Annotated in this window: 22 protein-coding genes; all 22 read left to right on the top strand. The window is 43.5% G+C overall.

Features of this window, described 5'->3' with window-relative positions; all coding sequences use genetic code 11:
- The first annotated feature begins 12 nt into the window (after positions 1 to 12).
- The 22 genes from wcaJ (at position 13) to ACOTY9_RS05350 (ending at position 24,229) form a co-directional block, all read left to right on the top strand.
- Positions 13 to 1,407 carry an undecaprenyl-phosphate glucose phosphotransferase gene (wcaJ, locus tag ACOTY9_RS05455; protein ID WP_014884496.1) on the top strand — a complete coding sequence of 465 codons (1,395 nt, stop codon included), beginning with the start codon at positions 13 to 15 and terminating at the stop codon, positions 1,405 to 1,407.
- A gap of 1 nt (position 1,408) precedes the next feature.
- Positions 1,409 to 2,887, top strand: coding sequence for a colanic acid undecaprenyl disphosphate flippase WzxC (wzxC, locus tag ACOTY9_RS05450; protein WP_014884495.1), 1,479 nt, complete (start codon positions 1,409 to 1,411; stop codon positions 2,885 to 2,887).
- Positions 2,888 to 2,904: 17 nt separating this feature from the next.
- A complete protein-coding gene (wcaK, locus tag ACOTY9_RS05445) occupies positions 2,905 to 4,185 on the top strand; it encodes a colanic acid biosynthesis pyruvyl transferase WcaK (protein WP_023330878.1) in 1,281 nt (426 codons plus the stop codon).
- Positions 4,182 to 5,402, top strand: coding sequence for a colanic acid biosynthesis glycosyltransferase WcaL (wcaL, locus tag ACOTY9_RS05440; RefSeq protein WP_248196959.1), 1,221 nt, complete (start codon positions 4,182 to 4,184; stop codon positions 5,400 to 5,402). Before wcaK ends, wcaL begins: the two co-directional genes overlap by 4 nt.
- 12 nt (positions 5,403 to 5,414) lie before the next feature.
- Positions 5,415 to 6,806: a colanic acid biosynthesis protein WcaM gene (gene wcaM / locus ACOTY9_RS05435; protein ID WP_032636057.1), complete on the top strand. Its 1,392-nt coding sequence runs from the start codon at positions 5,415 to 5,417 to the stop codon at positions 6,804 to 6,806.
- 176 nt (positions 6,807 to 6,982) lie between these two features.
- A complete protein-coding gene (gene galF / locus ACOTY9_RS05430; protein WP_032636058.1) occupies positions 6,983 to 7,879 on the top strand; it encodes a GalU regulator GalF in 897 nt (298 codons plus the stop codon).
- Between the two features lie 354 nt (positions 7,880 to 8,233).
- Positions 8,234 to 9,319 (top strand): dTDP-glucose 4,6-dehydratase, encoded by a 1,086-nt coding sequence (rfbB, locus tag ACOTY9_RS05425; protein WP_348565392.1) that lies wholly within the window; start codon positions 8,234 to 8,236, stop codon positions 9,317 to 9,319.
- A complete protein-coding gene (rfbD, locus tag ACOTY9_RS05420; RefSeq protein WP_032636060.1) occupies positions 9,319 to 10,218 on the top strand; it encodes a dTDP-4-dehydrorhamnose reductase in 900 nt (299 codons plus the stop codon). Before rfbB ends, rfbD begins: the two co-directional genes overlap by 1 nt.
- Positions 10,219 to 10,270: 52 nt before the next feature.
- Positions 10,271 to 11,149 (top strand): glucose-1-phosphate thymidylyltransferase RfbA, encoded by an 879-nt coding sequence (gene rfbA, locus ACOTY9_RS05415; RefSeq protein ID WP_048995749.1) that lies wholly within the window; start codon positions 10,271 to 10,273, stop codon positions 11,147 to 11,149.
- A 3-nt stretch (positions 11,150 to 11,152) separates the two neighbouring features.
- Positions 11,153 to 11,698, top strand: coding sequence for a dTDP-4-dehydrorhamnose 3,5-epimerase (rfbC, locus tag ACOTY9_RS05410; protein WP_248196956.1), 546 nt, complete (start codon positions 11,153 to 11,155; stop codon positions 11,696 to 11,698).
- Positions 11,699 to 11,700: 2 nt separating this feature from the next.
- Positions 11,701 to 12,891 carry a UDP-N-acetylglucosamine 4,6-dehydratase gene (locus ACOTY9_RS05405; RefSeq protein ID WP_248196954.1) on the top strand — a complete coding sequence of 397 codons (1,191 nt, stop codon included), beginning with the start codon at positions 11,701 to 11,703 and terminating at the stop codon, positions 12,889 to 12,891.
- A 10-nt stretch (positions 12,892 to 12,901) separates the two neighbouring features.
- Complete coding sequence (locus ACOTY9_RS05400) at positions 12,902 to 14,050, top strand: LegC family aminotransferase (RefSeq protein ID WP_348565393.1); 1,149 nt, start codon at positions 12,902 to 12,904, stop codon at positions 14,048 to 14,050.
- A gap of 11 nt (positions 14,051 to 14,061) precedes the next feature.
- Positions 14,062 to 15,216, top strand: coding sequence for a UDP-N-acetylglucosamine 2-epimerase (gene neuC / locus ACOTY9_RS05395; RefSeq protein WP_048995765.1), 1,155 nt, complete (start codon positions 14,062 to 14,064; stop codon positions 15,214 to 15,216).
- 4 nt (positions 15,217 to 15,220) lie between these two features.
- Positions 15,221 to 16,297, top strand: a complete 1,077-nt coding sequence (gene neuB, locus ACOTY9_RS05390) for an N-acetylneuraminate synthase (protein ID WP_248196947.1) — start codon at positions 15,221 to 15,223, stop codon at positions 16,295 to 16,297.
- Positions 16,290 to 16,901 (top strand): acetyltransferase, encoded by a 612-nt coding sequence (locus ACOTY9_RS05385; RefSeq protein WP_248196946.1) that lies wholly within the window; start codon positions 16,290 to 16,292, stop codon positions 16,899 to 16,901. Before neuB ends, ACOTY9_RS05385 begins: the two co-directional genes overlap by 8 nt.
- A 33-nt stretch (positions 16,902 to 16,934) precedes the next feature.
- A complete protein-coding gene (locus ACOTY9_RS05380; RefSeq protein ID WP_248196944.1) occupies positions 16,935 to 17,993 on the top strand; it encodes a nucleotidyltransferase family protein in 1,059 nt (352 codons plus the stop codon).
- Positions 17,993 to 18,682 (top strand): cytidylyltransferase domain-containing protein, encoded by a 690-nt coding sequence (locus ACOTY9_RS05375; RefSeq protein WP_048995755.1) that lies wholly within the window; start codon positions 17,993 to 17,995, stop codon positions 18,680 to 18,682. The genes ACOTY9_RS05380 and ACOTY9_RS05375 overlap by 1 nt, the downstream gene beginning before the upstream one ends.
- 12 nt (positions 18,683 to 18,694) lie before the next feature.
- Complete coding sequence (locus ACOTY9_RS05370) at positions 18,695 to 19,951, top strand: lipopolysaccharide biosynthesis protein (RefSeq protein WP_248196941.1); 1,257 nt, start codon at positions 18,695 to 18,697, stop codon at positions 19,949 to 19,951.
- Complete coding sequence (locus ACOTY9_RS05365) at positions 19,948 to 20,919, top strand: glycosyltransferase family 52 (RefSeq protein WP_248196939.1); 972 nt, start codon at positions 19,948 to 19,950, stop codon at positions 20,917 to 20,919. Before ACOTY9_RS05370 ends, ACOTY9_RS05365 begins: the two co-directional genes overlap by 4 nt.
- Positions 20,906 to 22,087, top strand: a complete 1,182-nt coding sequence (locus ACOTY9_RS05360) for a glycosyltransferase family 4 protein (protein WP_348565394.1) — start codon at positions 20,906 to 20,908, stop codon at positions 22,085 to 22,087. Before ACOTY9_RS05365 ends, ACOTY9_RS05360 begins: the two co-directional genes overlap by 14 nt.
- Positions 22,071 to 23,156, top strand: a complete 1,086-nt coding sequence (locus ACOTY9_RS05355; protein ID WP_248196933.1) for a hypothetical protein — start codon at positions 22,071 to 22,073, stop codon at positions 23,154 to 23,156. Before ACOTY9_RS05360 ends, ACOTY9_RS05355 begins: the two co-directional genes overlap by 17 nt.
- Positions 23,153 to 24,229, top strand: a complete 1,077-nt coding sequence (locus tag ACOTY9_RS05350) for a DUF1972 domain-containing protein (protein ID WP_348565395.1) — start codon at positions 23,153 to 23,155, stop codon at positions 24,227 to 24,229. Before ACOTY9_RS05355 ends, ACOTY9_RS05350 begins: the two co-directional genes overlap by 4 nt.
- Positions 24,230 to 24,265: the final 36 nt, after the last annotated feature.

Raw genomic sequence — 24,265 nt, 5'->3', positions numbered from 1 at the left:
ACAGGAACAACGATGACGAATCTAAAAAAACGCGAACGAGCGAGAACGAATGCATCGTTAATCTCTATGGTGCAGCGTTTTTCTGATATCACCATCATGGTCGGCGGACTGTGGGCGGTGTGTCGGATCGGCGGGCTGCCGTTTTTATATATGCATCTGCTGATGGCGCTGATTGCGTTGGTCGTGTTTCAGATGATCGGCGGGATGACCGATTTCTACCGCTCGTGGCGCGGCGTGAAAATGACTACCGAACTGATGCTGTTGCTGCAGAACTGGACCCTGAGTCTGATCTTCAGCGCGGGCCTGGTGGCGTTCAGCCATGATTTCGATAATCGCCTCGTGACCTATCTCAGCTGGTATCTGCTGACCAGCGTCGGCATGGTGGTGTGCCGCTCCCTGATCCGCTTTGGCGCGGGCTGGCTGCGTAACCGCGGTTATAACCGTCGCTTTGTGGCGGTGGCAGGGGATTTACCGGTTGGAAGGGTTCTGCTCGAGAGCTTCCGCAAAGAGCCGTGGTTAGGGTTTGAAGTGGTGGGCATTTATCACGACGCGAAACCGGGCGGCGTGCCTTCGGACTGGGCGGGGAATTACGTCCAGCTGATTGAAGACGCGAAAGCCGGAAAAATTCACAACGTTTATATCGCCATGCAGATGAAAGACGAATCCCGCATTAAGCAGCTGATGCGCGAGCTGGCGGATACCACCTGCTCGGTGATCCTCATTCCGGATGTGTTTACCTTCAACATTCTGCATTCCCGTATTGAAGAGGTGAACGGCGTGCCGGTGGTACCGCTGTACGATACGCCGTTGTCGGGCATTAACCGCGTGCTCAAGCGTGTGGAAGATATCGTGCTCTCTTCGCTGATTTTACTCCTCATCTCCCCGGTACTGTGCTGCATCGCTCTGGCGGTGAAGCTGAGCTCCCCCGGCCCGGTCATTTTCCGTCAGACCCGCTACGGCATGGACGGTAAGCCGATCATGGTCTGGAAATTCCGCTCTATGAAGGTGATGGAGAACGACAAGGTGGTCACCCAGGCGACGCAGAACGATCCGCGCGTCACCCGTGTAGGTAACTTCCTGCGTCGCACCTCGCTGGACGAGCTGCCGCAGTTTATCAATGTCTTTACCGGCGGCATGTCGATTGTTGGCCCCCGTCCGCACGCCGTGGCGCACAACGAGCAGTACCGCTCGCTGATTGAAGGCTACATGCTGCGCCATAAGGTGAAGCCGGGCATCACCGGCTGGGCACAGATCAACGGCTGGCGCGGTGAAACCGACACGCTGGAAAAAATGGAAAAACGCATCGAGTTCGATCTGGAGTACATCCGCGAGTGGAGCCTCTGGTTCGATATCAAGATTGTTTTTCTGACCATTTTCAAAGGCTTCGTGAACAAAGCGGCGTACTAAGATGAGCTTACGTGAAAAAACCATCAGCGGCGCCAAGTGGTCAGCGATGGCGACCATCGTCATCATTGGCCTCGGCCTGGTGCAGATGACGGTGCTGGCGCGCATTATTGATAATCACCAGTTCGGCCTGCTGACCGTCTCGCTGGTGATTATTGCGCTGGCCGACACGCTGTCGGACTTTGGTATCGCCAACTCGATTATCCAGCGTAAAGAGATCAGCCATCTGGAGCTGACCACGCTCTACTGGCTGAATGTGGGGCTGGGTATTTTCGTGTTTGTGCTGGTCTTTCTGCTGAGCGGTACTATCGCCAGCGTGCTGCACAACCCGGATCTCGCCCCGCTGATGCGCACATTGTCCTTTGCCTTCGTGGTGATCCCACACGGGCAGCAGTTCCGCGCGCTGATGCAGAAAGAGCTGGAGTTCAACAAAATCGGCATGATCGAAACCAGCGCCGTGCTGGCGGGCTTTACCTTCACCGTGGTCAGCGCCCATTTCTGGCCGCTGGCGATGACGGCCATCCTCGGTTACCTGGTCAACTCCGCCGTGCGTACGCTGCTGTTTGGCTATTTTGGCCGCAAAATTTATCGCCCGGGGCTGCATTTCTCTCTCGCGTCCGTCTCGTCTAACCTGCGCTTTGGCGCGTGGCTGACGGCGGACAGCATCATTAACTACGTGAATACCAACCTCTCAACGCTGGTGCTGGCACGTATTCTTGGGGCGAGCGTCGCGGGGGGCTACAACCTGGCCTATAACGTTGCGGTTGTACCGCCGATGAAGCTGAACCCGATTATCACCCGCGTCCTGTTCCCGGCGTTTGCCAAGATTCAGGACGATACCGAAAAGCTGCGCGTTAATTTTTACAAGCTGCTGTCCGTGGTAGGGATCATCAACTTCCCGGTGCTGCTGGGGTTAATGGTGGTCTCGAGCAACTTCGTACCGCTGGTGTTTGGCGAGAAGTGGAACGGCATTATCCCGATCCTGCAATTGCTCTGCGTGGTGGGACTGCTGCGCTCCGTGGGGAATCCGATTGGTTCGCTGCTGATGGCGAAGGCACGGGTGGATATCAGCTTCAAGTTCAACGTGTTCAAAACCTTCCTGTTTATTCCGGCAATTATCGTCGGTGGCCATATGGCGGGCGCCATCGGCGTCACGCTGGGCTTCCTGCTGGTGCAGGTAGTCAATACCGTTCTGAGCTACTTCATCATGATTAAGCCGGTGCTGGGCTCCAGCTACCGTCAGTACATTTTGAGTCTGTGGCTGCCTTTTTACCTCTCACTGCCAACCCTGGCTGTGAGCTACGGTCTGGGCATTATCCTTCGCGGCCATCTGCCGCTGGCCGCACTGCTGGCGGTGCAGGTGGCCGCCGGCGCGCTGGCATTTGGCGTGATGATTGTGCTGTCACGCAATGCGCTGGTGGTCGAAATGAAGCGCCAGTTTTGCCGTAACGAAAAAATGAAAACGCTGCTTCGCGCAGGCTAGTTATTTAAGAGGCCATTATGAAATTATTAATTCTTGGCAACCATACCTGCGGCAACCGTGGCGACAGCGCCATCCTGCGCGGTTTACTGGATGCAATTAACACCCTTAAGCCTGAGACCGAAGTGGACGTGATGAGCCGTTATCCGGTCAGCTCATCCTGGTTACTGAACCGCCCGGTAATGGGCGACCCGCTCTACAGCCAGATGAAACAGCATAACAACGCCGCAGGCGTGATGGGGCGGGTGAAGAAAGTCCTGCGTCGTCGCTACCAGCACCAGGTGCTGCTTTCCCGCGTGACGGATACCGGCAAGCTGCGCAACATTGCGATTGCGCAGGGCTTTACCGATTTCGTGCGGCTGCTGTCCGGCTACGACGCGATTATTCAGGTTGGCGGTTCGTTCTTCGTCGATCTCTACGGCGTACCGCAGTTTGAACATGCGCTCTGCACGTTTATGGCCAAAAAGCCGTTGTTTATGATTGGCCACAGCGTCGGACCTTTCCAGGATCCGCAGTTCAACCAGCTGGCGAACTATGTCTTTGGGCACTGCGACGCGCTGATCCTGCGTGAGTCGGTGAGTCTGGATATGATGAAGCGCAGCGAAATTGACACGTCTAAAGTAGAACACGGCGTGGACACCGCCTGGCTGGTGGATCATCAGGACGACAGCTTCCAGGCAAGCTACGCGGTACAGCACTGGCTGGACGTGGCGGCAAAACAAAAAACGGTCGCCATCACGCTGCGTGAACTGGCTCCCTTTGATAAACGGCTAGGCACCACCCAGGCGGCGTATGAGAAAGCCTTTGCCGACGTGGTGAACCGCGTGCTGGACAGCGGTTATCAGGTACTGGCGCTTTCCACCTGTACCGGCATCGACAGCTACAACAAAGATGACCGCATGGTGGCGCTGAACCTGCGCAACCTGGTTAACGATCCGTCCCGTTATCACGTTGTGATGGATGAGCTGAACGACCTTGAAATGGGCAAGCTGCTCGGCGCCTGTGACCTGACCGTCGGCACCCGCCTGCATTCGGCCATTATCTCCATGAACTTCGGTACGCCGGCCATCGCCATTAACTACGAACACAAATCCGCCGGGATTATGCAGCAGCTTGGCATGCCGGAAATGGCCGTGGATATTCGTCATCTGCTGGATGGTTCGCTTGGTGCGATGGTGGGGGACACGCTGGGTCAACTGCCCGCCATCAACGAACGGCTGGCCGTGGCGGTGAAAGCCGAGCGCGAGAAGGGCATTGGCATGGTGAAATCGGTACTCGACCGCGTACGGGAGGGGAAATGAAGGTTGGTTTCTTCTTACTGAAATTTCCGCTGTCGTCCGAGACCTTTGTGCTGAACCAAATTACCGCGTTTATCGATATGGGATATGACGTGGAGATTATCGCCCTGCAAAAGGGCGATACCCAAAACACCCATGCGGCCTATACCCAGTATGGGCTGGAGGCGAAAACCCGCTGGCTTCAGGATGAGCCTTCCGGGAAGTTGAGCAAGCTGCGCCACCGGGCCAGCCAGACCTTACGCGGGATCCATCGGCCGCAGACCTGGCGGGCGCTGAATGTTTCCCGCTATGGGGCCGAATCTCGCAATCTGATCCTGTCGGCCATCTGCGGGCAAACGGCGCAGCCGTATCGTGCCGATGTGTTTATCGCCCACTTCGGCCCGGCGGGTGTCACTGCCGCGAAGCTGCGCGAACTGGGGGTAATAGACGGCAAGATTGCGACTATTTTCCACGGAATCGACATCTCAAGCCGTGAAGTGTTGAACCACTATACGCCAGAGTATCAGCAGCTTTTCCGCCGTGGTGACATGATGCTGCCCATCAGCGACCTGTGGGCCGGACGCCTGAAAAGTATGGGCTGCCCGGGTGAGAAGATTGCCGTTTCGCGCATGGGCGTCGATTTAACACGCTTTACGCGTCGTCCGGTGAAGGTGCCGGGAAAACCGCTACAGATCATCTCTGTGGCGCGTCTGACCGAAAAGAAAGGTCTGCATGTGGCCATTGAGGCCTGCCGTCAGCTAAAAGCACGCGGGGTGGCGTTCCACTATCGCATTCTCGGCATTGGGCCGTGGGAACGTCGTCTGCGCACGCTTATCGAACAGTATCAGCTGGACGATGTCGTGGAGATGCCGGGCTTTAAGCCGAGCCATGAAGTTAAGGCCATGCTCGATGAGGCGGACGTGTTCCTGCTGCCCTCCGTGACGGGCGCCGATGGTGACATGGAAGGCATTCCGGTGGCGCTGATGGAGGCGATGGCCGTGGGTATTCCGGTGGTATCGACCCTGCACAGCGGGATCCCGGAGCTGATTAAATCTGACCATTCCGGCTGGCTGGTGCCGGAGAATAACGCGATGGCCCTTGCTGACCGGTTAGCGGCCTTCAGCGACATCGACCAGCAGGCGCTGGAGCCCGTGATTCACAATGCCAGACAAAAAGTAGAAACCGATTTTAACCAGCAGGTGATTAATCGCCAGTTAGCGAGCCTGCTGCAAACGCTGTAACGCCGAGGTTGTATGCTGAAAAAGATTACCCGACGCACTTTTGTCTCTTCTCTGTCCGTTCTGGCGGCCACGCCGCTGCTGTCGTCCCGCCTCGCGCGGGCGGCAGGCGGAAAGACGGTCTCAGTTAATCAGTACAATAACAACGACTGGATCGCTGCCTTTAAGCAGGCGTTTAAAGAAGGTGACATCGTCGTTGTCCCGGCGGGACTCACCTGCGAGAACATCAATACGGGCATTTTCATTCCTGACGGTAAAACGCTGCTGATCCGCGGGGCGTTAACCGGCAACGGGCGCGGCCGCTTTGTTCTGCAGGAAGGCTGCAAGGTCATTGGCGAAGGGGCAGGGCGCACGGAGAACATTACGCTCGACGTTCGTGGCTCAGATTGTGTGATTAAAGGGCTGGCAATGAGTGGATTTGGCCCGGTAACGCAGATCTACATTGGCGGTAAGAAACCCAAAGTGATGCGCAATTTGCTGATTGATAATATCAGCGTGAGCCAGGCTAACTACGCTATCCTGCGTCAGGGTTTTCATAACCAGATCGATGGGGCCCGTATTACCAACAGCAAATTCAGCCACCTGCAGGGCGATGCGATTGAGTGGAATGTGGCGATCAATGACCGCAATATCCTGATCTCCGATCACGTCATCGACAACATCAACTGCACCAACGGCAAGATCAACTGGGGTATCGGTATTGGCCTCGCCGGGAGCACCTACGACAACGACTATCCTGAAAAACAGACCGTTAAGAACTTCGTGGTGGCCAACATCACCGGCAGCAACTGTCGCCAGCTGGTACATGTTGAAAACGGTAAACACTTTGTTATCCGCAATATAAAGGCCGAAAATATTACCCCCGACTTCAGTAAAAAGGCGGGAATAGATAACGCCACGGTAGCTATTTATGGCTGTGATAATTTCATTATTGATAATGTCGATATGGTCAATAGTGCCGGAATGCTAATTGGCTATGGGGTCATTAAAGGCGATTATTTGTCCATTCCCCAGAACTTCAAGCTAAACAATATTCATCTGGATAATCGCCAGCTTGCGTATAAGCTGCGCGGAATCCAAATATCATCCGGCAATGCCACCTCCTTTGTGGCGATCACCAACGTCGAGATGAAGCGCGCGACGCTTGAGCTGCACAATAAGCCGCAGCATCTGTTCTTACGTAATATCAACGTGATGCAGGAGGCTGCTATCGGTCCTGCGCTGAAGATAAACTTTGACTTACGTAAGGATGTGCGGGGCAAATTTATGGCCAAAGATGAGACCCTGCTGTCACTGGCGAACATAAAAGCGGTGAATGAGAAGGGGCAGAGCTCGGTGGATATTGACCGGGTGGACCAGCAGGTAGTGAATGTGGAAAGGCTGAACTTTGCACTTCCGCGCAAATAATCGACGATCGTCTGTTTTGAGACTATTCCTGGCACAAAAGCGCGATCGAATCAGATTACAACTACAGAAATTTGTGATGCTGAGGCGTAACATTACCTCAGGATTACGGCAAATCATGCTGGCGAAAACAGGTTTAAGAGCTATAATTCGTCAACCATTTTAAGGTGGAAGAAATAATGATTAATTTGAAAGCAGTCATTCCGGTAGCAGGCCTGGGCATGCATATGTTGCCAGCCACAAAAGCCATTCCTAAAGAAATGCTGCCGATCGTCGACAAACCGATGATTCAATACATCGTCGACGAGATTGTTGCTGCAGGGATCAAAGAAATCGTCCTGGTTACGCACTCGTCCAAGAATGCGGTTGAAAACCACTTCGACACCTCTTACGAACTCGAAGCGTTGCTTGAGCAACGCGTGAAACGCCAGCTGCTGGCGGAAGTGCAATCTATTTGTCCACCTGGCGTGACCATCATGAACGTGCGCCAGGCGCAGCCGCTGGGGCTGGGCCACTCCATCCTGTGTGCCCGTCCGGTTGTCGGTGATAACCCGTTCATCGTTGTTCTTCCGGACATCATCATTGATACCGCGTCTGCCGATCCGCTGCGCTACAACCTGGCGGCCATGGTGGCGCGTTTCAACGAAACCGGTCGCAGCCAGGTACTGGCAAAACGCATGAAGGGCGATCTCTCTGAGTACTCTGTGATTCAGACGAAAGAAGCGCTGGAGACGGAAGGGCAGGTGAGCCGCATCGTTGAGTTCATCGAAAAGCCGGATCAGCCGCAGACGCTGGACTCCGACCTGATGGCGGTGGGCCGTTATGTTCTGAATGCCGATATCTGGGCGGAGCTGGAGAAAACCGAGCCAGGCGCCTGGGACCGTATTCAGCTGACTGACGCGATTGCCGAACTGGCGAAGAAGCAGTCTGTGGATGCCATGCTGATGACGGGTGACAGCTATGACTGCGGTAAGAAAATGGGGTATATGCAGGCGTTTGTGAACTATGGGCTGCGTAACCTGAAGGAAGGGGCGAAGTTCAGAAGCCGGATTGAGAAGCTGCTGGCTAACGACTGATATTCCTTTTTGTCTTTTTGAATAAGCGGCAGTTATCATTTGGCTATGTCAAACATAACCAAAATGGTAACTGCCGTTTTTTATTATTAATTCTAGCAATAACATGCAGTTATCTGATTCAATTGTGGGCTGATTTGTAACGATTTGTGCTTGTTTCCAGGGCCATTTAGGACGACAATTAATGCCAGTTTTTTGTCTGTAATCAGACTTCAAAATCCTTTATTCAACATTCGCTCAGTGCACTGGTAGCTGTTAAGCCAGGGGCGGTAGCGTGCAAAATTTCTGAAACCGTTATTATTAATCGGGTTCCAGAGCATCAATATCTCGATATACCCAATAGATGGAATAGCTAACGTGAAGATTCTTGTTACGGGCGGTGCCGGTTTTATCGGCTCAGCAGTGGTGCGTCATATTATTAAGAATACCCAGGATGCGGTCGTCAATGTGGATAAACTGACTTACGCCGGTAACCTGGAGTCACTGACCGACGTCAATGAAAGCGATCGTTATGTCTTCGAACATGCGGATATTTGCGATAAAGCCGCTATGGATCGCATTTTTGCCGAGCACAAACCGGATGCGGTGATGCACCTTGCGGCAGAGAGTCACGTTGACCGTTCTATTACCGGCCCAGCTGCGTTTATTGAAACTAACATTGTGGGTACCTATGTCCTTCTGGAGGCCGCCCGTGCCTACTGGTTGACGTTAGATGATGCGGCTAAAGCGGCGTTTCGTTTCCACCACATCTCAACTGATGAAGTTTACGGTGATTTGCCTCACCCTGATGAACATCCTGCGTCTGCTGAGTTGCCGCTGTTTACCGAAACTACAGCCTATGCGCCAAGCAGCCCGTATTCCGCCTCTAAAGCCTCCAGCGATCATCTTGTACGCGCGTGGCTGCGTACCTACGGTTTCCCTACGATTGTGACTAACTGCTCCAATAACTACGGTCCGTATCATTTCCCTGAAAAGCTGATCCCGTTGGTGATTTTGAATGCTCTGGACGGTAAAGCGCTGCCAATTTACGGCAAAGGTGACCAGATACGTGACTGGCTGTATGTTGAAGACCATGCGCGTGCGCTGTATACCGTTGTAACCCAAGGTAAGCCGGGTGAAACATATAACATTGGTGGGCATAACGAAAAGCAGAATCTGGATGTGGTACACACCATCTGCGATCTGCTGGATGAAATCGTGCCGAAAGAAGGCTCCTATCGCGATCAGATTACTTACGTCGCTGACCGTCCAGGGCATGATCGGCGCTACGCAATTGATGCACATAAAATTGGCGTTGAGCTGGGCTGGAAACCCGAAGAGACATTCGAAAGCGGTATCCGCAAGACCGTGGAATGGTATTTGAGCAACCAGGACTGGGTTAACAATGTTAAAAGCGGTGCCTACAAGACCTGGATCGAACAGAATTACGGAGAACGTCAATAATGAACATTCTTCTGTTCGGCAAGACAGGGCAGGTGGGTTGGGAACTCCAGCGTGCACTCGCACCATTAGGGAACGTGATTGCACTCGATGTGCAGTCGAAAGAATATTGTGGTGATTTTAGCAACCCTGAAGGTATCGCTGAAACCGTTCGTACAATTAAGCCCGACGTCATCGTCAATGCTGCGGCGCATACCGCAGTCGATAAAGCTGAATCAGAGCAGGAATTCGCTCAGCTGCTCAACGCAACCAGCGTCGAGGCAATTGCGAAAGAAGCGGCTAAAATCGGTGCCTGGGTTGTACACTATTCTACTGATTACGTGTTTCCAGGGGATGGCGAAACGCCATGGTGCGAAACGGATGCTACCGCACCTCTTAATGTATATGGGCAGACCAAGCTCGAGGGTGAAAAAGCGCTCCAGTCTCATTGTGCTAAGCACCTGATTTTCCGCACAAGTTGGGTTTACGCCGGCAAAGGCAATAACTTTGCAAAAACAATGCTTCGCCTGGCGAAAGCGCGTAAAGAGCTCTCCGTCATCAACGATCAGGTTGGCGCACCGACAGGCGCTGAGTTACTGGCTGACTGTACTGCGCATGCTATCCGTGTAGCGATGGTAAAACCGGAAGTGGCTGGCCTGTATCATCTTGTTGCATCAGACACGACCACCTGGTATGACTATGCCGCGTTAGTATTCGATGAAGCCAGAAAGGCGGGGATTGAACTGGAAATTGAAAAACTCAATGCCGTTCCAACCACCGCATATCCTACGCCTGCACGTCGGCCACATAATTCGCGTTTAAATACAGAGAAATTCCAGCGCAACTTTGGCCTGGTATTACCGGCATGGGATGTGGGCGTTAAGCGAATGCTCGCCGAGCTTTTTACCGCTGAATCAATCTAATCATTAAATAATTGCCCGGATTCGGGCAATTTGCATTTATAGAGAAATTAAAATGGCTACGCGTAAAGGTATTATTCTTGCTGGTGGATCCGGTACTCGTCTCTACCCTGTGACCATGGCGGTGAGTAAACAACTGCTGCCCATTTACGACAAACCAATGATTTACTATCCGCTGTCTACACTGATGCTGGCGGGGATTAAAGACATTTTGATCATCAGTACGCCACAGGATACCCCACGCTTTGAACAGCTTCTGGGCGACGGCAGTCAGTGGGGGTTAAACCTTCAGTATAAAGTACAGCCAAGTCCTGATGGACTGGCACAGGCTTTTATCATTGGTGAAGAGTTCATTGGTGACGATAGCTGTGCGCTGGTGCTGGGCGATAATATTTTCTACGGTCATGATTTGCCTAAACAGCTGGAAGCCGCAGTGAGTAAAGGCGAAGGTGCAACGGTATTCGCCTACCACGTCAACGATCCTGAACGTTATGGCGTGGTGGAGTTCGATAAAAATGGTACGGCTATCAGTCTGGAAGAGAAGCCGCTGGAACCTAAAAGCAACTATGCCGTAACGGGTCTTTATTTCTACGACAATGATGTAGTGGAAATGGCGAAGAACCTAAAGCCTTCTGCGCGTGGTGAGTTGGAAATTACCGATATTAACCGTATCTACCTGGAGCAGGGCCGTTTGTCTGTAGCGATGATGGGACGCGGATATGCCTGGCTGGATACCGGTACACACCAGAGCCTGATTGAAGCGAGTAACTTTATTGCGACAATTGAAGAGCGTCAGGGGCTAAAGGTTTCCTGTCCTGAAGAGATTGCTTTTCGAAAAGGTTTCATCGATGCGGAGCAGGTCAAGATACTGGCAGAACCCCTGAAAAAGAATGCCTACGGTCAATATCTGCTTAAAATGATAAAAGGTTACTAATCGATGAAAGTTGTAAAAACTGATATTCCAGATGTACTCATTTTTGAGCCGAAAGTATTTGGTGACGAACGCGGTTTTTTCTTTGAAAGCTTTAGCCATAAAGTTTTTGAAGAAGCAGTTGGGCGAAAAATTGAATTTGTACAAGATAACCATTCGAAATCGTGTAAAGGCGTTTTACGCGGATTGCACTATCAGTTAGATCCCTACGCGCAGGGTAAATTAGTACGCTGCGTTGCGGGCGAAGTATTTGATGTCGCCGTGGATATTCGCGAATCTTCTCCAACTTTTGGTAAATGGGTTGGTGTAAATATCTCTGCTGAAAATAAAAAACAATTGTGGATCCCTGAAGGATTTGCGCATGGATTTTTAGTATTAAGTGAATCTGCTGAGTTTGTTTATAAAACGACAAATTATTATGCACCCCAGCATGAGGCTGGAATAATTTGGAATGATGAAACCATAAATATTGAATGGCCTTCAATTGAAGTGGTTTTATCAGAAAAAGATAAACAAAACCCACGATTCAATAAATCTTTTGGAGTAAGATAAAAATGATTGATATTTTAAAGTTAATTGGAAGAAATAAAGCATTGTTCGAATCGGATATCATCCACCATGAGAATGAATTAAAAGAGATTGTTTCAGATTCGAAATTTCTAGTTCTTGGTGGCGCTGGTTCGATAGGTCAGGCTGTAACTAAAGAAATATTCAAAAGAAATCCTAAAAAGTTACATGTGGTTGATATCAGTGAAAACAATTTAGTTGAGCTCGTTCGTGATATCCGAAGTTCTTTTGGTTATATTAATGGGGATTTTAAAACTTTCGCTTTAGATATAGGCTCTATCGTATATGATGCATTCATAAAAGCTGATGGCGAATATGATTATGTATTGAATTTATCTGCTCTAAAGCACGTTCGTAGTGAAAAAGACCCTTACACATTAATGCGTATGATAGATGTTAATGTGTTTAATACGGAAAAAACAATCATTCAATCTCATTTGCACGGCGCAAAAAAATATTTCTGTGTGTCAACGGACAAGGCCGCCAATCCCGTTAATATGATGGGTGGCTCTAAACGTATCATGGAAATGTTTTTAATGGAACAAAGCCAGAACATAAATATCTCAACAGCAAGATTTGCAAATGTTGCTTTCTCTGATGGTTCGTTATTACATGGTTTTAACCAAAGAATACAGAAAAGACAACCGATTGTTGCTCCTAATGATATCAAACGCTATTTTGTTACTCCACAAGAGTCCGGTGAGTTATGTTTGATGTCATGTATCTTCGGAGAACGTGGTGATATATTTTTCCCTAAACTAAGCGAAGAGTTGGATTTAATAACTTTTTCGGAAATAGCTGTGCTGTATTTACAACAGCTAGGACTAAAGCCATATTTATGTAATTCAGAAGAAGAAGCGCGAGAATTTGCCAAAAGTAATCTAAACAAAGATTTATGGCCTTGCTTGTTTACACCGAGTGATACTACAGGTGAAAAGGATTTCGAAGAGTTTTTCATGGCAAATGAAATTGTTGATATGTATAAATACGATAACATTGGAATAGTTAAAAATACATCTTCGCCTGATTCTGAAAAAATACAGAATTTCCGTGATAAAATTCAGAGTATGAAGAAAGATTTATCATGGAACAAAGATGAAATCGTTTCTTTATTTCACGAAACTATTGGTGGTTTCGGACATCAAGAAAAAGGCAAATATTTAGATGGCAAAATGTAAAGGTTGAAAGATGAACGCTGATATCTTGGTGGATTTTATTAGAGAACTGTATAAAACGGATGATTTCATTCCTCTCCATGTGCCAACATTCATTGGAAATGAAAAGGCATATGTTGCTGATACAATTGAATCAAGTTTTGTCTCTAGTGTTGGGAAGTATGTGGATGAATTCGAGAGGAAAATCGAATCTTATACAAAAAGCCCAAGGGCAGTGGCGACAGTAAATGGTACCGCTGCGCTACACGCAGCACTCTATCTTTCTGGAGTGCAACGTGGTGACTTGGTCATTACACAAGCATTAACATTTGTCGCAACATGCAATGCCATATATCATTTAGGTGCAGAGCCTGTCTTCATCGATATATCACCTATTAGCATGGGCCTATGTCCAGTAGCGATGAGTAATTGGCTTAATGAAAATGCTGAGCTCACTGAATCTGGTGCAATTCATCGGAAAACGGGTAAAAATATTCGAGCGGCAGTTCCGATGCATACTTTTGGTCATCCAGTTGAGTTAGATGAATTACTTAAAGTATGTCTTAAGTGGGGCATCACATTAGTAGAAGATGCTGCAGAGAGCCTGGGGTCTTATTATAAAGGTAGACATACTGGCACAATCGGAAAATATGGATGTTTAAGTTTTAATGGTAACAAAATAATCACCACTGGCGGTGGTGGAATGATTTTATGTCATTCAGAGGAGGAAGGTAAAAGAACTAAGCATGTAACAACGACGGCGAAAATTCCTCATCCTTACGAGTTTAATCATGATGAACCAGGATTTAATTATCGGATGCCAAATATTAATGCCGCTCTTGGTTGTGCACAAATAGAAAATATTAATCTTTTCCTCTCTCAAAAAAGAGAGCTTGCTAAAAAATATCAAGAGTTTTTTGCTAAAAGTGAACTGAGATTTGTATCTGAGCCTGAATATGCACGTTCTAATTACTGGTTAAATGCGGTTATATGTGACACAAAAGAAACGAGAGAACGGTTACTTAACGATTTGAATCAGAAGGGGATAATGACCAGGCCTGTCTGGAAATTAATGCATCGTTTACCAATGTATAGCGGATGCATTCGTGATGAATTGACACAATCGGAAATTATTGAAGAGAGATTAATTAATCTTCCAAGTACCCCTATCAATACTTTGTAGGAAAATTTGGTATGCCAAAAAAAATTGCTGTCTTTACTGGTACAAGAGCTGAATATGGTCTGCTATATTGGTTAATGCAGGACATAAAAAATGATCCTACTCTTGAGCTCCAGGTTTTGGTTAGCGGGATGCATTTGTCCCCTGAATTTGGCCTAACATGGCAGCAGATAGAAGAAGATGGCTTTAAGATTGATGAAAAAGTTGAAATCCTGCTATCTTCGGACAGTGCTATTGGAGTGGTGAAGAGTATAGGGCTTGGTTTAATTGGATTTGCCGATGCACTAGCCAGAATGAAACCTGACCTGATTATCATTCTGGGGGATCGATATGAAGCTTTTGCAGCAGCCCAGGCAGCAATGTTCTTAAGAATACCTATCTTTCATTTACATGGCGGTGAAATTACTGAAGGTGCATACGACGATGCGATTCGTCATGCTATAACTAAGCTTAGTTATCTGCATGGAGTTTCAACAGAAGAATATCGTACAAGAGTCATTCAATTAGGTGAGGAACCTAACAGAGTTTACAATGTCGGTGCGTTAGGCCTCGAACACCTTCATCGTACTAATCTACTAGGATTAGCTGAATTAAGTAAATCATTAAATTTTGCGTTAGATTGTCCTTATTTTCTAGTTACATATCACCCTGTGACTCTTGCATTCGAATCACCAAAGTCCTCTTTTGAGGCATTATTGGATGCACTTGATGAATTTAAAGAATACAAAATCATTATAACTTATCCAAATTCAGACGATGGTGGGCGGCAAATAATTCCAATCCTTGAGCAATATGCGAAGAATCAGGCGGGTAGAGTTTTTGCTATACCCTCCTTAGGACAACTTCGCTACCTTTCTGCATTGAAGCATAGCACTATGGTAATTGGGAACTCTTCAAGTGGAATCATTGAAGCACCATCATTTGGTGTCCCAACTATAAATATTGGCTCTCGTCAAAATGGTAGATTGGCTGCTGACTCTGTTTTTAACTGCCTCCCAAATAAGAATGCTATTGTTGAGACTATAAAAGCAGCCTGCCAGATGAAAGTTAAACTTAATGCTGTAAAAATTGATAATCCTTATGGGGAAGGTGATTCGAGCAAAAAAATTATTAATGCAGTTAAAACACTCGATTTTAATCCCATGAAAAAATTTCACGATTTAGGATAACATTATGACTCTTATCATTGCAGAGGCCGGTGTAAATCACAATGGCCAGCGTGACCTGGCTTTTCGTTTGGTCGATGCGGCACACGACGCTGGAGCTGATATAGTAAAGTTTCAAACCTTCAAATCGCAAAGTCTCGTTACATCTAGTGCAGTTCAGGCTGAATATCAAGTTGCTAATACTAATAAAACCGAATCGCAGCTAGCCATGTTAAGTCGGTTAGAATTATCTTATGAAGTTCATAAGGAACTAATTGACTATTGCAACCAGTTAGGCATTGAGTTTTTATCTACTGCATTTGATGAAGAAAGCTTAAATTTTTTGGTAAATGACTTAAACTTGAAAACGTTGAAAATACCCTCAGGAGAGATAACGAACGCTCCATTCGTATTATCGCATGCATTGACAGGCTGCAATATTATCTTGTCAACAGGAATGGCTACATTATCCGAAATTGAAGATGCTCTGGGTGTGCTTGCATTTGGATTTACTTCTGATGGTGATGTGGAACCGTCACGCTCAGAATTTCAGAAAGCATATTCATCGGATGCTGGGCAGCGCGCACTGAAAGAAAAGGTACGTATATTACATTGCACTACTGAATATCCTGCACCAATGAATGAAATAAATCTGAGGGCGATGGATTCTATGGCTTTAGCCTTTGGCTTACCGACAGGATATTCAGATCATAGTCAGGGCATTACTATTCCAGTTGCCGCTGTTGCAAGAGGAGCTGTTATAATAGAAAAACATTTCACTCTCGATAAAAATATGGAAGGGCCTGATCATAAAGCATCTCTTGAACCAAACGAGCTTGCAGAAATGGTTAAAGCAATTAGAAACGTTGAATTAGCTTTAGGTGATGGAGTTAAAAGACCAACGGCTTCAGAGCAAAAGAATAAATCGATAGCACGTCGAAGCATTGTTGCTGCAAAAGATATTAGTTCGGGTTCTAATTTTAGTAGCGATAATATTGCTATCAAACGTCCCGGTGATGGTATTTCACCGTATGAATATTGGAGTATGCAAGGGAAAACAGCAAAAAAAGATTATCGTGAAGGTGATAGAATCAGCAATGACTAAAACGATTGCTTTATTTGGTGGTGGGGGCCATGCCTCTGTTATTGCTGATATGTTACTCAAGCTTGGGTATAAAATAGAAGTTATAGTTGATAAACAGTTATCTCTAAATCGTGAAGTATTTAATGGTATACCCGTTATTCCCGATGATGTTTTTATTAGCAAATACTCACCCGAGGCAATAAAGGTAGTAAATGGCTTAGGCTTTGTGCCTGGGTCTCATATCAGAAAAGCGATATTTGAGAAATTAAAAACTATCGGGTTTGTATTTGAAACAGTTGTATCTAAAGACGCTATAGTTTCTTCGTACTCAGAATTAGGCGAAGGTGTACAGGTTTTACCTGGTGCAATAATTCAACCCGGCGTAAGACTTGGTGAAAATACAATTATCAATACAGGCGTTATCATTGAGCATGACTCAATTGTTGGTAATAACTGCCATATTTCACCTGGCGGGGTGCTGTGCGGTGGTGTTACTTGTGGCGATAATGTTTTTGTAGGCGCGAATGCGACTGTTATTCAAAACATCACTATCGGAGATGAAAGCATTATCGGTTCTGCTGCACTTGTCCGGAAAAATATTCTACCTAACTCTACCTTTTACTAAATATCATGATTGCTCGCTAGTCAGGGGGATACGATGAAAAAAAAATGGCAAAAAGTTCTTATATCACCAAATGAAAGTATTCGTAGTGCACTCAAAATAATCAATGACGAAGCCTTACGTATAGCCCTTGTTATCGATGCTGAAGGCCGGTTGCTTGGAGTACTTACCGATGGTGATATACGGCGTGGTATAATAAATAATATTGATCTTGACGAAAATGTCAGCTGCGTGATGAATAAATCACCCATCACAGCAACTGTTGAAACATCAAAATCGCAGTTAGTCCAATTAATGTCAAATCGATCTATACTAGCAATACCAATTATTGATTCTCTGACTAGGAAAGTAGTTGGTTTGGAAACTTATGAAACAAGTATGGAGAAGCCTAGCTACCAAAATCCTATTTTTATAATGGCGGGTGGGTTTGGGACCAGGCTAAAACCCTTAACCGATAATTGCCCAAAACCAATGCTTAAGGTTGGTGATAAACCAATTTTGGAAACACTTTTAACTCAGTTTATTTCCTCTGGGTTTGAGAATATATATATTTCAACGCATTATATGCCAGATTATATTTCAGACTATTTTGGCGACGGTTCTAAATGGGGTGTTAATATAACCTATGTTTATGAGGCTGAGCCTTTAGGGACTGGCGGTGCCCTTGGGCTTTTACCGAATGATATCGGTAATTTACCATTGATCATGATTAATGGTGACGTACTTACGACGCTTAATGTTGAGAAGCTTTTGCAATTTCATATTGAATCAAAATCAATTGCGACTATGTGTGTGCGGGAATATGAGTATCAAATCCCATATGGAGTTGTTCGTGGCAAAGGGAATGTCATTACGGATATGGTCGAAAAGCCAATTCAAAAATTTTTTGTGAATGCAGGCATTTATGTTGTTAATCCAGAAATATATAAAAATGTTGGAGCAAATACTAAAGTTGACATGCCAACATTATTAGAGCAACAAATAAAAATGGATAAACAAGTAACAATGTTCCCAATCCATGAATACTGGTTGGATATTGGTCGTATGGATGATTTTAATAAAGCTCAACAAGATATCCAGGGGTTGTACTTATAATGAAGAAAATAGCGATAATTCCTGCCAGAGGCGGTAGTAAAAGACTCCCAGGTAAGAATATTAAAAAAATTTGTGGGAGACCTCTGATTGAATGGACGATAGAAGCAGCCTTAAAATCTAAGCTATTCGATAGGATTATAGTTAGCACGGATTCTGATGAGATCCGTGAAATTTCTATACGCGCCGGAGCAGAGGTTCCTTACCTTCGTTCGCCTGAACTCTCATCTGATACGGCAACTACCAATGATGTTGTTACAGATATAGTAAATTGGTTAGAGGGAACTGGTGTCGTAGTTTCTACTATTATGATATTACAACCAACTTCACCTCTGCGAACCGAGACTGACATCATTAATGCATTTGACTTGATGGTAGAAAAAAAAGCAAAGGCGATAGTCTCAGTATGCGAGATTGAGCATCCTATTCAATATTGTAACGTTTTGGAAGATGATTTATCGATGGATAATTTTATTCCAGAAGCCAGTATTAAACGGACTCAAGATCTTCCTACATATTATAGATTAAATGGCTCAATCTATTTATTTAATAGGGATTATGTCTCAAACATAAATACTATTTATAGTAAAGGGACTTTTGCTTATATAATGAACAGGTTTAATTCTATTGATATTGATGAGGAAATAGATTTTGAATTGGCTGAAATACTACTGTCTAAAAGAATTAATTAAAACAGGTATCCTATGTCTTTTCTAAAGAAATCATCAGTATATTTGATTTCAAACATATTAAATGCATCTATACCTTTTGTTCTTTTACCAATACTAACCCGATATCTTACGACATCTGAGTATGGAAAAATCGCTATTTTCCAAACAATTATTACAGGATTAGTGTCAGTTATTGCATTTAATACTCTAGGTGCAACTGCGCGGGTTTTTTTCGATAAAAAAGACAAAGATTATTTAAGGAATTACAACGGTGCTTGTTTTTATCTTTTGATTCTAAGTCTAGCAATCATTATTACTTTAACTTTAATGTTTTCATCACACTTGGAATATTTTACTGGGATAAATAAAAACTGGATTCTCGCTGCTATATTCATAAGTGGTATAAATTTCATTGTCCAATTTCGGCTTAACCAATGGCAAGTTACTGAGAAAGCGGTATCATTTGGAATGTTGCAAATCGGACAAAGCCTTCTTCTTTTTATTTTCACATTGGCTTTCGTTGTGGTTCTTGGACGTCATGCCGAGGGACGAATTGAAGCACAAATATATACCATGATTATTATTTTAGTCATTGTTATTTATCTCATCCAAAAAGATAAATTATTAAGCTTTAAGAAAATACATAGAGGTATGTTTCTGGATGCGTTAAGTTTTAGCGTTCCTCTAATACCTCATGTTTTTGGCATGTATCTTATTAGTTCAGTCGACCGTTTTTTTATAAATGCTAAAATGGGTTCTGATCAGGCTGGTATATACATGGTGGCAATGCAATTAAGTATGGGAATGGTGATCGTTTTCGATGCAGTTAATAAAGCATTTATGCCATGGCTTTTCAAGGAATTGAGTAATAGTGCGTTTATTGAGAGGAAGCATATCGTTAGTAAAACGTATTATTATTTTATTCTATTAGTATGTATTGGTGTGTTATCTTTCTTCATTTCACCTTATATTTTAACCTTGGTTGCAGGCGAAAAATATGAAGCAGGAAAATCTGTTATAGGCTGGTTGTGCATAGGGCAGGTTTGTCTTGGCATGTATTTAATGGTAACTAATTATTTGTTTTACGCCAAAAAAACAGGACAATTATCAGTTTTAACGATAGCCTGCGGAATATTTAATGTCATCCTTCTTATGTTATTGATTACTCCATTTGGTATAAAAGGCGTCGCGATTTCATTTGCTATTTCGATGTTTCTACGTTTTTTAGGTACCTGGATTCTTGCTTATAAAACAAAACTTGTACCGTGGGCTTTAGGGAATGTTAGATGATAAATAGTCGAGAATTGCAATTACCAATAATTTGTGTTGTTAATAATATACATGGTCTTTTCATGTATTATCTTATAAGACCAGAAGATTTTAAAAAGACAACCTTTATTGTTTCCGATGGCATTTCACAAGATGTCCAGAGAAAACTGCCTTCTTCAGTGTTATTTCCTTCATTCAATAATCATCCTAAATTAATAAGCCTGTTGCTAAGGGCAGTTTATTATCGTTATAAAAACATTTGCCTTCATCTTAAAATGAAAAAGAGTAAAGTGTATGGGCATGATCATCTATATTTTTCGCAGCTTTACATTAAGCGCAGTCTTGGTTTTGTCTTAATTGAAGATGGATTGGCTAATTATGCATCTACAAAGCAAAATCGAAAATCTTTATTCAGAAAATATCTATTCGGTTCAAGTGGTCCTTTCTTTGGATGGGGCGATGATATAAATGAGGTTATTCTCTCTGGTATTGTTAATATACCAGAAGAAATTAGCAACAAAGTAACGCAGATCGATATTACTAAAACTTGGAATAACCTCTCATCTATTCAGAAAAACTATTTTCTAGATCTCTTTTCTAATGAGCCTTATGTACCACTTTCAAAAGTTGTTATTTTTACCCAACCATTTTCAGAAGATGGAATGATGTCCGAGACAGAAAAAATCGCGATTTACAAAGTTCTTTATGAGCATTATTGCAGCATCTATGATAAAAATGAAATTTGCATAAAATCCCACCCGCGAGAAAATACGGATTATTCTCGATATTTTGACTGTACATTTATTCAATCAAAAATCCCTGGTCAGATCATGATATTAATAGATCAGCCTGAGGTATTAGCAACAATTTATTCGAGCGTGGGTTTTGTAAAAGGTAATGCCCAGACCCACGTATGGGGAACGTCTTTTAATGAATCTCTTTTGAAGAAAGCTGGTTACTTCGAAGGAAACTATAATGGATTTGAATGAAATGAGAAAGATTGTTATAATTCATCCTTTAGATGACAGCTATGGCGCAACGAAGATTTTATCTTATGTGATATCTATTTTATCAAATTATTTTTTGATTGAAGTCTGGTTTAAAAATGATAAAAAGTGTCTTGAAGAATTTCTGTCAAAACAATCATGCAAAATTGAGAATATAAAATATAATAAAGTCGATACTATTCCAGTTGTACATAGTAAAATTTTCACTGCGAAAGGCATATCTTCTCTTGTTAAAGATTTCATAAAATTCAGTTTTTATTTGTTCAAAAATAAAAATAACTATGATTTTTTTTACATTAACACTTATGCTGCAGGTTTGGTTTCTTTTGGTTGTAAATTATTTCTTGTTAAAAATATAGTCCATTGCCATGAAAATCAGAAACAAAAATTCTCTGGTAGGGCATTGGCTTTTTTAATAAAGAAGAGTGCGAATCAAATTTTTTGCGTATCCAATGTAGTTAAAGATTATGTAACGAATGGAGACGAGAATATATGTGCTACCGTAATAAAAAATGGTGTTCCAGATATTTTTGAAGCCTCCATTTCCCAAAAGAAAATTAATCTTTCCAACCCAAAATTCCTTATGGTAGGTAGAATAATGCCTGAAAAGGGATATTGGTTTTTAGCTGATGCTGTAAAGAAACTCACTAATAATGAAAACCAAAGTATCTTAATTGATGCATACGGAGATGCACCACCAAATAGACCTTCATTACTCGACGATTTTCGACATTATCTTAAAGAAAATAATATAGAGAATAATGTTCGATTACTTGGTTTCAGTGACTGTGCTGATCGTCAAATGTTCAACTATGACGTGGTTCTGGTTCCATCTGTTATGAGTGATCCTTTTCCAACTACAGTCTTGGAGGCAATGCGAGCAAAATGTGTAATAATTACAACTTCACATGGTGGAGCTGCAGAGATAGTTAGCAATAATAATAATGGGATACTCATTAATAAAGATGATATTGACGCTTTCGCCGAAGTGTTAAAAAATATCTGCCAACAAAAAATAGATACTGAGCTTTTAGCTTCCCGAGCTAGAGAGTTTTATGCTACCAACCTAACTAAAGATATTTTCGAAAAGAATATTCTTAGTCATATTCAAAATTTTATAAAAGATCATATCGATGAAAAGCATATTTAAAGCAGTATTCTTATTATTGACTGCAATTTATCTCTTTTCAATGACATTCGATGGTGTGCTAATACGACAAATGGTAACAGTCCTTTTTTTAGCATCTTCTCTAATGTTATTCATCTTTAACAAGACTTATTTCTCCCAAAACGTCATTTTTGGGCTTGCAATTATTTTGATTATATTTTCTGTTTCAGCTTTATTATCACCAAACGATGACTGGAAACTGAAGATCTACTTTATATTCTCTGGGGTGGCATTTTTAGCTTTTTCATATGCATTGTATATTTTGGATTATAAGCGTTATTTTTTTCACTTTCTTCTTTTGGCGTGTGCACTGATTATAATACGCCTTTTAATTGTTCATGATGAAAATCTAATTTTCTTTGAGGCTAGCAGAAATATTGTAGCCACCTTTGTAATTTTTCCCGTTGCTTGTAGTTTTTTGTTTACTCTACGAAATAGAAACTTACTCCCCGTCGCAATTGTTACGTTATTAATGTGCTTTTTATTAAAGGGAAGAACAGCTTTATTAATTTCCGCAGTGATATTGTGTGTTGCGCTGTATAAGACCTTTGGCTTGAAAGGAATGCTGATTGTAGTTTTGATTTGCTCACCTTTTATAATGTATGTTGATTTCAGTTCTCTGAATGAAAGAATTGCTGATAATACAAATTTTTCCGAAGGGTTAAAAACCACAAGAAGTGTTATATATGATGAGTATTTTTCCAATTTCGGTCTGACTGATCTTGTCCTGGGCCGATCATTCAATGGAATGGAGATAATTAATATTCTAAATAACAACCCACATAATTCTTTTGTCTTAATACACTCATTATTTGGATTGCTACCGGTATTAATGCTGTTAATTCTATTTATAGTCGTGACTTTTAAAACGTTTTTACGCTATGGCTTTATATGCTCTTTATTGTTCGCAATAATACCAATTAAAGCAATGACGGACAGTGTTTTATTTTTTAATTTGTTAGATGTTTTTTATATGTTCCCTATTATGCTGTTAATGAATGGAGAGCGATCAATTAATTCAATTGATTCGAAGAATGAAGGTTATAAATGAAAAAAATATCTATAATTGGTATTGTTGGTATTCCTGCTTCCTATGGTGGATTTGAGTCGCTTGTTGAAAACCTGACAAGGTTTTCTAGTGAAGATATTAACTACGAAGTCTTTTGTTCATCAAAACAACTTTCGACACGTTTAGAACACCACAATGGCGCTAAATTAAAGTATATACCATTAAAAGCGAATGGAATTCAAAGTATTGCATATGATATGGTTTCAATAATGCAAACTCTGAAAACCAAGCCAGATGTGATACTTGTGCTCGGCGTTTCTGGCGCTGTTATTTTCCCTTTTTTTAAACTCTTTAGCCGCAGTAAGGTTATTACAAATATTGATGGGTTGGAGTGGAGAAGAGAAAAATGGGGTCGGTTCGCACGTTTGTTTTTGAAATTTTCTGAATATATAGCTATTAAATTTTCTGATGTAATTATTACTGATAATCAAGCTTTGTCGGATTATGTTTATAGAAAATATAAGCTGCAAAGTGAAGTTATTGCATATGGCGGTGATCACGCAGTAAATGTTTGTGAAATTTCAACCTCCAGTGGAGTTGATACATTCCTCCAGGATGATGAAAAGTTTTTTCTCAGCATCTGCCGGATAGAACCAGAGAATAATATACACCTTATTCTTGATTCGTTTACGAAAAGTCAAAAGAAAATTAAATTCATTGGTAATTGGAATTCCAGCGAATATGGGCGTGAGCTCGTAAAGAAATATAGCCACTTTTCCAACATTGAGCTAATCAATCCAATTTATGATATAAATCTTCTCTATCACATTCGAATGGCTTGTGCTGGCTATCTTCACGGGCATTCCGCTGGAGGTACTAATCCTTCCCTGGTTGAAGCAATGCACTTTGGCAAACCTATATATGCATATGATTGCAGCTTCAACCGTTTCACAACGGAAGGACAAGCTTTCTATTTTACTGACAGCGATAACCTTGTACAACTTTTGAATGATCAAAAGCTTAATATTTCAGAGAATGCAGCTGCAATGCAGGAAATTGCAGAACGCAGGTATACCTGGAAGATTATCTCCAGGCAGTATGAAAGTTTGTATTAAGATGTTCAGTGTTTCATAACGCATTGATAAAAATGA

It is taken from the genome of Enterobacter cloacae complex sp. SHL012, assembly GCF_049237505.1.
In the GTDB taxonomy this organism is placed as follows: Bacteria; Pseudomonadota; Gammaproteobacteria; order Enterobacterales; family Enterobacteriaceae; genus Enterobacter; species Enterobacter kobei.
This window is presented reverse-complemented; position numbering and strand designations above follow the sequence as displayed.

Coding starts and splice junctions, on each gene's coding strand:
- wcaJ (WP_014884496.1), top strand. CDS start 13: ATGACGAATCTAAAAAAACGCGAACGAGCGAGAACGAATGCATCGTTA.
- wzxC (WP_014884495.1), top strand. CDS start 1,409: ATGAGCTTACGTGAAAAAACCATCAGCGGCGCCAAGTGGTCAGCGATG.
- wcaK (WP_023330878.1), top strand. CDS start 2,905: ATGAAATTATTAATTCTTGGCAACCATACCTGCGGCAACCGTGGCGAC.
- wcaL (WP_248196959.1), top strand. CDS start 4,182: ATGAAGGTTGGTTTCTTCTTACTGAAATTTCCGCTGTCGTCCGAGACC.
- wcaM (WP_032636057.1), top strand. CDS start 5,415: ATGCTGAAAAAGATTACCCGACGCACTTTTGTCTCTTCTCTGTCCGTT.
- galF (WP_032636058.1), top strand. CDS start 6,983: ATGATTAATTTGAAAGCAGTCATTCCGGTAGCAGGCCTGGGCATGCAT.
- rfbD (WP_032636060.1), top strand. CDS start 9,319: ATGAACATTCTTCTGTTCGGCAAGACAGGGCAGGTGGGTTGGGAACTC.
- rfbA (WP_048995749.1), top strand. CDS start 10,271: ATGGCTACGCGTAAAGGTATTATTCTTGCTGGTGGATCCGGTACTCGT.
- rfbC (WP_248196956.1), top strand. CDS start 11,153: ATGAAAGTTGTAAAAACTGATATTCCAGATGTACTCATTTTTGAGCCG.
- ACOTY9_RS05405 (WP_248196954.1), top strand. CDS start 11,701: ATGATTGATATTTTAAAGTTAATTGGAAGAAATAAAGCATTGTTCGAA.
- ACOTY9_RS05400 (WP_348565393.1), top strand. CDS start 12,902: ATGAACGCTGATATCTTGGTGGATTTTATTAGAGAACTGTATAAAACG.
- neuC (WP_048995765.1), top strand. CDS start 14,062: ATGCCAAAAAAAATTGCTGTCTTTACTGGTACAAGAGCTGAATATGGT.
- neuB (WP_248196947.1), top strand. CDS start 15,221: ATGACTCTTATCATTGCAGAGGCCGGTGTAAATCACAATGGCCAGCGT.
- ACOTY9_RS05385 (WP_248196946.1), top strand. CDS start 16,290: ATGACTAAAACGATTGCTTTATTTGGTGGTGGGGGCCATGCCTCTGTT.
- ACOTY9_RS05380 (WP_248196944.1), top strand. CDS start 16,935: ATGAAAAAAAAATGGCAAAAAGTTCTTATATCACCAAATGAAAGTATT.
- ACOTY9_RS05375 (WP_048995755.1), top strand. CDS start 17,993: ATGAAGAAAATAGCGATAATTCCTGCCAGAGGCGGTAGTAAAAGACTC.
- ACOTY9_RS05370 (WP_248196941.1), top strand. CDS start 18,695: ATGTCTTTTCTAAAGAAATCATCAGTATATTTGATTTCAAACATATTA.
- ACOTY9_RS05365 (WP_248196939.1), top strand. CDS start 19,948: ATGATAAATAGTCGAGAATTGCAATTACCAATAATTTGTGTTGTTAAT.
- ACOTY9_RS05360 (WP_348565394.1), top strand. CDS start 20,906: ATGGATTTGAATGAAATGAGAAAGATTGTTATAATTCATCCTTTAGAT.
- ACOTY9_RS05355 (WP_248196933.1), top strand. CDS start 22,071: ATGAAAAGCATATTTAAAGCAGTATTCTTATTATTGACTGCAATTTAT.
- ACOTY9_RS05350 (WP_348565395.1), top strand. CDS start 23,153: ATGAAAAAAATATCTATAATTGGTATTGTTGGTATTCCTGCTTCCTAT.